This is a genomic window from Nostoc cf. edaphicum LEGE 07299, assembly GCF_015207245.1.
GTDB lineage: Bacteria > Cyanobacteriota > Cyanobacteriia > Cyanobacteriales > Nostocaceae > Nostoc > Nostoc edaphicum_B.
Genome location: NZ_JADEXF010000033.1, coordinates 1 through 10,567, shown reverse-complemented (window position 1 = coordinate 10,567; position 10,567 = coordinate 1). Strand labels below are relative to the sequence as shown.

The 10,567-nt window shown below is 42.6% G+C and carries 12 protein-coding genes and 1 pseudogene; 7 read left to right on the top strand and 6 right to left on the bottom strand.

Annotated features, from left to right (window positions below):
• The 5 genes from IQ229_RS01870 to IQ229_RS01850 form a co-directional block, all read left to right on the top strand.
• On the top strand, positions 1–953 hold a 953-nt coding region (locus IQ229_RS01870), incomplete at its 5' end, for an efflux RND transporter periplasmic adaptor subunit (protein ID WP_194040760.1).
• 149 nt (positions 954–1,102) lie between these two features.
• A complete protein-coding gene (locus IQ229_RS01865) occupies positions 1,103–2,383 on the top strand; it encodes an ABC transporter permease (RefSeq protein ID WP_228013014.1) in 1,281 nt (426 codons plus the stop codon).
• A gap of 447 nt (positions 2,384–2,830) precedes the next feature.
• Positions 2,831–3,238 (top strand): four helix bundle protein, encoded by a 408-nt coding sequence (locus tag IQ229_RS01860; protein ID WP_194040758.1) that lies wholly within the window; start codon positions 2,831–2,833, stop codon positions 3,236–3,238.
• A gap of 503 nt (positions 3,239–3,741) precedes the next feature.
• Positions 3,742–4,413 carry an ABC transporter ATP-binding protein gene (locus IQ229_RS01855; RefSeq protein ID WP_322743923.1) on the top strand — a complete coding sequence of 224 codons (672 nt, stop codon included), beginning with the start codon at positions 3,742–3,744 and terminating at the stop codon, positions 4,411–4,413.
• A 116-nt stretch (positions 4,414–4,529) separates the two neighbouring features.
• Positions 4,530–5,942: a TolC family protein gene (locus IQ229_RS01850; RefSeq protein ID WP_194040756.1), complete on the top strand. Its 1,413-nt coding sequence runs from the start codon at positions 4,530–4,532 to the stop codon at positions 5,940–5,942.
• Between the two features lie 250 nt (positions 5,943–6,192).
• On the opposite strand, the gene IQ229_RS01845 is transcribed toward IQ229_RS01850, so the two are convergent.
• The 5 genes from IQ229_RS01845 to IQ229_RS01825 all read right to left on the bottom strand — a co-directional run bounded on the left by IQ229_RS01845 (position 6,193) and on the right by IQ229_RS01825 (position 8,968).
• The gene (locus tag IQ229_RS01845; RefSeq protein WP_194040754.1) at positions 6,193–7,260 is read right to left on the bottom strand and encodes a BMP family protein; all 1,068 of its coding nucleotides are present in this window, start codon (positions 7,258–7,260) and stop codon (positions 6,193–6,195) included.
• Between the two features lie 171 nt (positions 7,261–7,431).
• Positions 7,432–7,827, bottom strand: coding sequence for a hypothetical protein (locus IQ229_RS01840; RefSeq protein ID WP_194040752.1), 396 nt, complete (start codon positions 7,825–7,827; stop codon positions 7,432–7,434).
• Positions 7,828–7,963: 136 nt separating this feature from the next.
• A complete protein-coding gene (locus tag IQ229_RS01835; protein WP_194040750.1) occupies positions 7,964–8,113 on the bottom strand; it encodes a hypothetical protein in 150 nt (49 codons plus the stop codon).
• Positions 8,114–8,330: 217 nt separating this feature from the next.
• Complete coding sequence (locus IQ229_RS01830; RefSeq protein ID WP_194040748.1) at positions 8,331–8,717, bottom strand: type II toxin-antitoxin system VapC family toxin; 387 nt, start codon at positions 8,715–8,717, stop codon at positions 8,331–8,333.
• 2 nt (positions 8,718–8,719) lie between these two features.
• Positions 8,720–8,968 carry a type II toxin-antitoxin system Phd/YefM family antitoxin gene (locus IQ229_RS01825; RefSeq protein WP_194040746.1) on the bottom strand — a complete coding sequence of 83 codons (249 nt, stop codon included), beginning with the start codon at positions 8,966–8,968 and terminating at the stop codon, positions 8,720–8,722.
• A 224-nt stretch (positions 8,969–9,192) separates the two neighbouring features.
• Between IQ229_RS01825 and IQ229_RS01820 the strand changes: the two genes are divergently transcribed.
• Complete coding sequence (locus tag IQ229_RS01820; RefSeq protein WP_194040744.1) at positions 9,193–9,432, top strand: hypothetical protein; 240 nt, start codon at positions 9,193–9,195, stop codon at positions 9,430–9,432.
• Complete coding sequence (locus tag IQ229_RS01815; protein ID WP_194040742.1) at positions 9,404–9,757, top strand: DUF433 domain-containing protein; 354 nt, start codon at positions 9,404–9,406, stop codon at positions 9,755–9,757. Before IQ229_RS01820 ends, IQ229_RS01815 begins: the two co-directional genes overlap by 29 nt.
• A 324-nt stretch (positions 9,758–10,081) precedes the next feature.
• Here the strand turns inward: IQ229_RS01815 and IQ229_RS01810 are convergent.
• A pseudogene (locus IQ229_RS01810) lies at positions 10,082–10,567 on the bottom strand (hypothetical protein); the annotation flags it as partial.

The window sequence follows — 10,567 nt, the reverse complement described above, 5'->3', positions numbered from 1 at the left end:
CTCTTAACCAAAGCCGTTCTAATCGTGACAGCGCCCAAGCTAATGTAAATGAAGCACAGCAAGCACTGGCTCTGCAAAAAGCCGGGTCGCGTCCAGAAGATGTTGAGCAAGCACGAGCCGTGGTGAAGCAGAGACAGCAAGCTTTGGCACTCCTGAAAGCCGGAACGCGCCAAGAAGATATTAACGCAGCCCGTGCCCAAGTAACATCGGCTCGTGGTTCGCTGCAAAACATCCAAGCCGAAATCAATGACACAATTATTCGCGCACCCTTTGATGGTGTAGTGACAAAGAAGTATGCCGATCCCGGCGCTTTCGTGACACCCACAACTGCCAGTAGTGAAGTAGCTTCTTCTTCTTCTTCTTCAATCTTGTCTCTAGCTTCCACAAATGAAGTCGTCGCCAATTTAGCAGAAACAAATATTTCCAAAATCAGCCTTGGTCAAAAAGTCTCGATTAAAGCAGATGCCTACCCAGGAAAGACCTTTGAAGGTAAAGTGAGCCAAATTGCTGCCCAAGCAATAGTAGAGCAAAACGTCACCAGTTTTGAAGTGAGAGTATCACTTTCAGACCCTCAAAGACTACTGCGGTCTGGGATGAATGCAGAAGTAGATTTTCAAGTCGGTCAAGTTCAAAATGTTTTAGTAGTGCCAACAGCCTCGGTGGTACGCCAAGAAAATGCCACAGGCGTGTTTGTGCAAGGAAAAAATAACAGACCTGTATTTACTCGCATAGAGACTGGCGTCACCGCGAATAACTTTACCGAAGTTAAGTCTGGATTGACAGGAGACGAAAGGGTATTGCTCAGTTTCCCACCAGGATTGCGTCCGCAATCAACACCAAGAGGAGGAGTTTTCCCTGGTCTAGGTGGAGGTGGAAGAGGAACAGGTGGCGGCGGAGGTCGTTCAGGCGGAGGTTCTGGTGGTGGGCGTTCTCAAGGCGGTGGTTCTCCTTAAAGTTAGTTTTAACAATAAAGAATTCAGGAGTCAGGAGTCAGGATTCAGTATGAATTCGAGTTTGACTAGCGGATAAATATGTGGGTTTAATTCCTCCACTAACTTGATTCTGGATTCTAAATTCTGCATTCTTTTTTAAATAAAACATTATGTTTAAGATATCTAAGGGCTTTTACAAAGCGAAGAATACCCGCACAGTACCATTGCTGGAAATCTTGACAATGGCAGCAGAGACTCTGTGGAGTAACAAATTACGCACAGGTCTAACTATGTTGGGCGTGATTATTGGGATTTCTTCAGTTATTGCCATTACTTCTGTCGGTCAGGGAGTGCAAAAAGGAGTTGAGCAACAGATACAAGCATTGGGTACAGATGTGATCCAAATCTTGGCGGGTGCAGCAAGAAGCGGGAATGTCCGTCAAGGAGTAGGTTCTAGCAGCACGTTGACTTGGGAAGATGCAAAGGCGATCGCTACACAAGCGCCATCAGCACAGATGGTTTCTGCTTATCTCCAACGCAGCGCTCAAGTTGTCTATGCAGGACAGAACACCTCAACAACCATTTATGGCACTGATTTGAACTACCCAGAAGTCAGAAATACTCGCCCCCAACAAGGGAGATATTTTACTCAGGATGAACTAGATACTGCCGCACAGCTTGCTATTCTTGGCCCGACAGTGCAAAAAACACTCTTTGGACAAGGTGTAAATCCGATCGGTGAGAAAATTCGGATTCAGGGAGAGGCTTATGAAGTAATTGGGGTGATGGAACCTAAAGGCTCTCAAGGGCCAATGGATCGAGATGACCAGATTTTTATTCCTTTAACTAGTATGTCGAAGAGACTAGTTGGGAACAATGCCCTGGTGGGCGTTTCTGTAAGTGGAATTTTAGTTAAAGGCGCTAATCAGGAGCAGTTAGAAGCCGCTCAGTTTCAAGTTACCAATCTTTTACGGCTACGTCATAATATTTATCCGCCACAAGCTGATGATTTCCGACTGACCAATCAAGCTGATATTGTTAGTACCTTCACTAATATTGTAGGTTTATTTACAGTAATGGTGGTAGCGATCGCTGGAATTTCTCTAGTGGTTGGTGGTATTGGTATTGCTAACATTATGCTAGTTTCTGTGGTTGAGCGGACGCGGGAAATTGGGATTCGCAAAGCCGTAGGAGCAACCAATTCAGCCATACTCAATCAATTTTTAGCCGAAGCGATCGTGATTTCCATTGTCGGCGGAGGTATTGGCATGGTCACTGGCGTTTTATTAGCCTTTGTGGCTGCAAGCGTTTTCAAATTTCCCTTTGTAATTTCTTTCTTGTCGATCGTTGCTGGCTTTGCACTCTCGTTAACCGTTGGCTTAATCGCTGGCGTGATTCCAGCACGGAACGCTGCCAAATTAGATCCAATCAACGCTTTAAGAAGCGACTAAGTTTAAGAGTGCTGAGTGCTGAGTGCTGAGTGCTGAGTGCTGAGTGCTGAGTGCTGAGTGCTGAGTGATGAGTGATGAGTGCTGAGTGCTGAGTGATGAGTGCTGAGTGATGAGTTATGAGTTATGAGTGATGAGTTATGAGTTATGAGTGCTGAGTGCTGAGTGATGAGTGCTGAGTGATGAGTGCTGAGTGATGAGTTATGAGTTATGAGTGATGAGTTATGAGTAGTGAGTAGTGAGTAGTGAGTGGTGAGTGCTGAGTGCTGAGTGCTGAGTGCTGAGTGATGAGTGATGAGTGATGAGTGCTGAGTGCTGAGTGATGAGTGCTGAGTGATGAGTTATGAGTGATGAGTTATGAGTTATGAGTAGTGAGTAGTGAGTAGTGAGTGGTGAGTGCTGAGTGCTGAGTTATTTAGTGTCAATTTTGAAATTTGAGTAGTCAGTAGAATGAGTAAAGTTGAGCGTTTTGAAGATTTGATTGCTTGGCAAAAAGCAAGAATTCTTACTAAAGATATTTATCAGGTTACTCAGCAGGGTGCGTTTGCTAGAGACTTTGGACTATCGGGACAAATACAAAGGGCAGCAGTGTCTATCATGTCTAACATTGCTGAGGGTTTTGAAAGAAGTTATTTAGGAGAATTTCATCAGTTTCTTTCTATAGCTAAGTCATCTTGTGCAGAACTGCGTTCTCAACTTTATATAGCTCTAGATGTTGGCTACCTCGATCAAGTTAAATTCAACCAACTTTTAAATCAAGCAGAAGAAGTGGGCAAAATTATTGGCGGTCTTCGCATCTCAGTTAGTAAACAAAAACATCAAAAAAACTCAACCCCCACCACTAAAGAAAAGTGCTGAGTGCTGAGTAGCGAGTGCTGAGTAGTGAGTGCTGAGTGCTGAGTAAAAACACAGTTTTCTCAAGCCTTTGAGCAATCAACACAGTCATAACCTATGTGACTACTGCTATAAATGAACTCTCACTACTCACTACTCACTACTCACTACTCATAACTCATAACTCATAACTCATAACTCAGCACTCAGCACTCACTACTCATAACTCATAACTCAGCACTCAGCACTCAGCACTCAGCACTCAGCACTCACTACTCACTACTCACTACTCATAACTCATAACTCAGCACTCAGCACTCACTACTCACTACTCATAACTCATAACTCAGCACTCAGCACTCAGCACTCAGCACTCACTACTCACTACTCACTACTCATAACTCATAACTCATAACTCAGCACTCATAACTCATAACTCAGCACTCAGCACTCAGCACTCACTACTCACTACTCATAACTCATAACTCAGCACTCAGCACTCAGCACTCAGCACTCAGCACTCACTTATGCCAACAATGATTTGGATGGAATCTATTACCAAAACCTATCACTTGGGAGAAGTTAGTGTTCCCATACTCAAGGGAATTGAACTCTCTATTGAGGAAGGGGAATATGTCTCAATTATGGGTGCGTCAGGTTCGGGTAAATCTACACTCATGAATATTTTGGGATGTCTGGATCGTCCCACAACTGGAAACTATATTTTTGAAGGCAGAAACCTGACGACTTTTGATGATGATGAATTAGCCTATATTCGTAACCAAAGGATAGGTTTTGTGTTCCAACAATTTAACCTATTGGCGCGGGCGACAGCTTTGGAAAATGTCATGTTGCCAATGGTTTACGCTAACTTACCCAAGCCAAAACGCCGGGAAAGGGCATTAGAAGCCTTAGAAAAGGTAGGATTAGGGGAACGCATCGCTAACCGTCCTAGTCAACTCTCTGGCGGACAACAACAACGGGTAGCGATCGCTCGTGCTTTGGTCAACCGACCTGCATTAGTTTTAGCAGATGAGCCAACAGGAGCTTTAGATACTGAAACTTCCCATGAGGTGATGAATTTACTGACTGAACTTAATAACCAAGGGATCACGATTGTGATTGTCACTCATGAACCAGATATCGCTGCTCAAACCCAAAGGATTATTCGAGTTCAGGATGGTTTGATTGTCGGCTAATTTGTTAAGATCAACCCTTGGAGGAGGAATTTAAGATTTAAATCTCTGCCGGTAAATCAGGATGAAACTTTTGATTATATCCTCAAAAGAACCTAATTAATTACTATATCTAAATTATGAATTTCAGCTTATTCTTCGTGCATTTTACCTGGGTTCCTGTCGCGTTCGCGATTCTTCTTCCAACTTTAGTAAGTGCAGCAACTCCGCCAAAAGCACAGAATTCCTCAAGCGCTGTACAAGTTCCCGATCGCCTCAACCCCAATCCCAATCCTCTGCAATTTCCGACTAAACCGGAGGAAGTAAGAATTCAGGGAACTGTACCAATCAGTTTGGCACAAGCTTTAGAACTAGCAAAACGCAACAATCGAGACTTACAGGTAGCTATATTACAGCTACAACGCAGTCGCTCGGAGCTCCGCGAGTCTCAAGCTGCCTTATTTCCTACTCTTGGTATTGACAGTAGGGTGACTAATAGTGGTAATGGTTTTAATAACAATTCATCTCAAGCCCGTACCTCTTTTAATGGTTCAGCAGAACTGAATTATAATCTCTATACTTCTGGGAACACACTAGCGAGGATCCGAGCCGCAGAGGAACAGTTACGGGTAGATGAATTAAATGTTGAAAGTCAGTCTTTGGTCATTAATTTGGATGCCACCACTCAATACTACGATTTGCAACAAGCAGATCAACAAGTCAGAATTAATCAATCTGCTGTGCAAAATGCTCAGGCTAGTTTGCGGGATACTCAAGCCAGAGAACGGGCTGGAGTGGGTACGCGGTTCGATGTGCTGCAAGCTCAGGTGAATTTAGCAAATGCCCAACAACAGCTGACTAATGCGATCTCACAGCAGCAAATTGCCCGTCGTCAGCTTGCTACGTTGTTAAGTTTATCGCAGTCGGCTGATATCAGTGCCTCAGATCCCGTACAATTAGCGGGTCTTTGGCCGCAGACGGTAGAACAAAGTATTGTCCAAGCGTTTCAAAATCGTCCAGAGTTGCAACAGTTTTTGGGACAACGTAATATTTCCGAGCAACAGCGACGACAGGCACTTTCACAACTAGGGCCGCAAGTTAGTTTGACAGGAAACTACAATCTCCTAGATGAATATAACGATGGCGCGAGCATTACTGATGGCTATTCAGCGGAACTTCAAGGAAATCTAACGGTGTTTGATGGGGGAGCAGCAAGGGCAAGGGCGGCTCAGTCGAGAGCTAATATTGGGATCGCAGAGGCTCGATTTGCTAACCAGCGTGACCTAATTCGCTTTGACGTAGAACGGTACTATGCTCAATTGCAATCCAATTTAAATAATGTGCAGACTTCTAGTGTGGCTCTAAATCAAGCTAGGGAAGCTCTGAATTTAGCAAGGTTGAGGTTCCAAGCTGGTGTAGGCACTCAAACAGAGGTAATTGATGCTGAAAATGACCTGACAAGAGCAGAAGGTAATCGAGTCACAGCTATTTTGGATTACAATCGCGCTCTAGCTAATTTACAAAGATCGGTAACATCCAGAGCTTCGCGTTAAAAGGTTGTTTGAAAAGTAGTTGGCTATGATTTTAGGCACTTATTCCCGGATTTCTCACCACACCTCTCAAAGCCTGCGCTTGTGCAGGGGAGCAGGGGAGCAGGGGAGAAGTTGCAGTAAGTCTTTCGCCTCTGCCCCTCTGCCCCTCTGCCCCTCTGCTCCATCAAACGCCTAAAGCTTGTGAGAAATGCGGGTTATTGATCCCCCCTAACTCCCCTTAAAAGGCGGAAACTGGAATCAAAGTCCCCCTTTATAAGGTCTTATCATTACCAACATATTTTAAACAGCGCGTATCCTTACCAGCCTCTTTGCAATCTTCAAAAACGATTTTTTTATTAACAATCTCTTGGTTTGCATTCAATACCTTTTGCTTAACTGCTTCCGGTATAATTGCTCCAAATTGCCCTAAAAATAATATATCTGTTTTTTCTAGCCCAATTGTATATATTTGTCCTTTAATTTGTTTTTGTTTGGCTAATTCTGCTATATAACCTATGGCTAAATCCAAGCGTTTGACAGCGCTGGTTAAGACAGCTTTTGGTGCAACATCTAATTGATCCTTGGTGTTACCAAAAGCATATATTCCTTTTTCACCTGCTGTTTGTAAGACTGCGGCTGAGGCATTATCTAACCATTGATAGATGACATCAGCCCCAGAAGAAATTAATGCGAGAGTCGCTTCCTTGGCTTTGGCAACATCATTCCAATCACCCGTAAAAGTAGAAGTAATTTGAATATTTGGTTTAACAGACTTTGCTCCTAATTCAAACCCCCGCAGTTCTCCCTCGGTAGCAGGGAACTTCTCTCCAGCAATATAAGCTAATTTATTAGATTTAGTCACAGAAGCAGCGATAATGCCACACAAATAACTAGTTTGTAGGTGATCTATTCGTAAAGAAGCAATATTTTCACCCTTGAGATTACCATTTACTCCCACAAAAAATGTGTTGGGGAACTGTGAGGCGACTTGTTCAATTGCGGCATCAAATTGTCCGCCATGCGCGAAGATGAGATTGTAGCCTTTACGAGCAAAATCTGTTAATACTTCTGTTTGATCTGCTTGTGGTACTTTTTCGACATAGGCGGTTTCGGCACCTAGCTTTTGTTTTGCTAAATTGATTCCTTCATAACCAGATTGATTCCAGCCTTTATCGGTAATCACTCCAGGGAGAGCGATCGCTATTTTAAACCCTTCAGTACCACCCGTTGTTGTCGCTGTTGGTGTCGTCTGATTACTGCAAGCTTGCAGCAGTAAACTAGTACCAAACCCTGCTGAACCGAGCAAGATAAATTCACGCCGACTAAAGTTTGTTATCATACCTCGCCTTTAAATAGCTATTTGAGTTATTTCAACACTCTAAAGTCGTAGGTGGTACTTTGGAAACAATTTCTCCCGGATTTTTTAAAGACGCGATAAATCGCCGTCTCTACAATAATCAGTCTTTTGTAAAAACGGCGATTCATTGCGCTTCTTACCTTATCCTGCATTTTATGCAGTTTTAGCATTTTCATCAGATGCTTGTTCTGCAACATTTTTCAAGCGACTCGACCTGATTTTACGGGTGCGATCGCTATAGCGAACACCACCCGCCATCTCATATTCGCGGCTGTCTTTGCCGTACTTGATACCAACCACCATCAGCATTTTTTCAGAAAGCTGACTCAAGTTTTTTTCCATCTCTTCAATTTCAGTTTTAGAAGAGTCAACTACAGACAGAGCAGTATTATAAACATCAATTTTGCTGCGTAACTGGTCGATTGACTCAACTAATTTTTCTAGACTATAATCTTCATCAAATTTGACGCTTGGAACAATCGATTTCAGTCCAGCCGATCTTAACTGAGCTTTTTCTAAAACACGGGATGTACGTTTTTTACGAGACATAAAATTACTTCTTTAAGATGCTGCTAGAGCTAGCTTGCCTCAGTTAAACTGCGTTTCGGTTCAGTAAAACTCGCAATTTTTTTTACTAAAATTTTTTATTGATAACAGTAATTTTTCGTAAGTTAATTACGAGATATTAGTATTTATAAGCTCCCATAAGTTCTGTAGCTGCTCCCATAAGTTCTGTAGCTGCTCCCGTAAGTTCTGTAGCTGCTCCCGTAAGTTCTGTAGCTGCTCCCGTAAGTTCTGTAGCTGCTCCCGTAAGTTGGGGAGTGCATAAACGCAAAGTGGCTTGTTAATGAATATTCGTGCGTAGGTAAAACTTTTGTAAGCGATCGCTTAGTATTCTGTAAGAAAGACCGATATAGCAGTCCTAAATCAGTCGTGAACAATTAAGATCCCCGACTTCTTTGAGAAGTCGGGGATCTAAGTCTCTGGATTTTCACAACTCATTTAGGATTGCTATATATAGGCGATCGCAGTTTATAGAAGGGCGATCGCCATCACCATATAGTTTGAACAAGATATTGTGTAATTTGCCGATCAATTGTCACAATTGGCAAATTCTCTACTTGGCTTTGAGCAATCAAAATCCGATCAAATGGATCTCGGTGGATATTTGGTAAACTAGCAACTTGCAAAACATGGCTCATTTGAATAGGTAAACTTTCAAAGCGATTGATTGCCAGACGAGTTGGAATATATTGTTCTACAGGTTCAGGTAAAGTCAGTTTCCCTAATTTATTTTTGATGACAATTTCCCATGCACTTACCACGCTCAAAAATAGGATGTTACCTGAATCAGCAATTACGTTACGAGCATTGGCAGATAATTGAGGATCATTTGTTACCCACCAAATGAATGCATGGGTATCCAGTAAAGCTCTCATTACTAAACGAGGTTAGAATTTTCAAAATCACTTAAGATTTCTTCTGGTAAAGGCTCGTTGAAATCTGGTGCAATAAACACTTTACCTTTATCTAAGCCTGGAATGCGAGGATAACTGGTATTTGTGAGAGCCACTAAACGTGCAACTGGAATCCCCTGTTCAGCAATTACGACTTCTTCACCGAGCAATACCTGACTCAGAAGTTCACTAAATTTGGCAGTTGCTTGGGCAACGTTGACAGTAATAGTCATCTGCCTTGGTAATTAATTCCTAATATTCTTTACGATAACACCGAATGCGTAGGCGATGCCTACGGCGGTAAACTACGCAAACCCAGGTTAGACAAATCCAATTGCTGCGCTGCACCCCACAAGCGTGAAATACAACCCCAAGACTTTGGGTTTGACAAAAATATAACTGTTAAAATCAGCATAATGGTGTCAAAATGCGAAATTATACACCCAATAGGAGAAAAATGCCAGCCATTGTTAAACTACAACTCTCCTTAGAAACTTTAGCAGAAGCAATATCTTCTCTTGATTTAACAGAAAAACGTCAACTTCAAGAGCTAATTGAGCAACAAATTTTTGAAGCCGAAGAAGCGTTGTACGAAGACGATGCAGAAACACTGGCAGAAATTGAAGAAGTTCGTGCTGAGTATAGCGATGGTAAGTCAATGACTCTAAATGAATATCTTGCTAACTGGTCAAATTAGAGATAATGTAAAAAATTTCGGAGAACAAGTTTTGGCAGCTATTACTGATATTGGTACACTAATTAACCATCATCCTGGAATACACGGCGGTTGCCCGATTATTGCTGGTACAGGGGTGACAGTAAAGCGCATAGCCATCTGGTACAAACAAGGTTACAGCGCTGAAGAGATTGCAGATCAAATTAGTCATTTGACTTTAGCGCAGGTTTATGCAGCTTTAGCTTATTATCATGCTAACCGCGACCAAATTGACGCTGACATTGCAGCAGAAGAGGCAGAGGGAGACAGATTAGAGAAACTGCATAAAACTCAAAAACTTTCATGAGCCGAATTCGCTTGTATTTGGTAACGCGATTGTTCTCATTGCCAAAGATAACCCCTGGCGATCGCTCATTGACAGTCTAGACAATTTATTTGATGATTTTATAATTAATTGCGATCGCTCACTCATGGACACCAAAGAGAGTTTGTAAATTCGATACCTGATTGATGGTTGAGTAGCTGTAAATAGCGATCGCACTTTGCTTAAAACTATAGATTCTGCATCTCCTTATACCAATTGACCGAAATCAGGCTACAGATACAAGTTAAATCTAACTCTCTTAAATTACAAATTACGAATTACGAATTACGAATTACGAATTACAAATTATTTCCACCATCGCCCCACATCCACAATCGCACAAGCAATTTCTGCCGTTACAGTTTCGCCACCTAATGCAAAGATAACTGGAAACAATGCCTTGATATCTTGCAGCAAATTAGGGCGAGTGTGAAGGGATAGCTCATGAGCTGTATCTTGCCAAAGGGGGAAAAGTTCCGTAGATGGCATTTGTGACAAACTTTCAGCTAAGGCACTCAAGACATTGGCACGATAATCCTCAGACTGAATTTCCCTGGCAGCAGCAAGAGCTTCTGGCAATAACTCTGGTGGCAGTTTCTCAGCTAAGGCAATCAAGGCATAGGCACGATTTGACTGATTCTGAATCGCTCTGGCAGCAGCAAGAGCTTCTGGCAATAACTCTAGTGGCAGTTTCTCAGTTAAGGCTCTCAAGACATTGGCACGATTTGACTCATCCTGAATTTCCCTGGCAGCAGTAAGGGCTTCTGGCAATAACTCTGGTGGCAGTTTCTC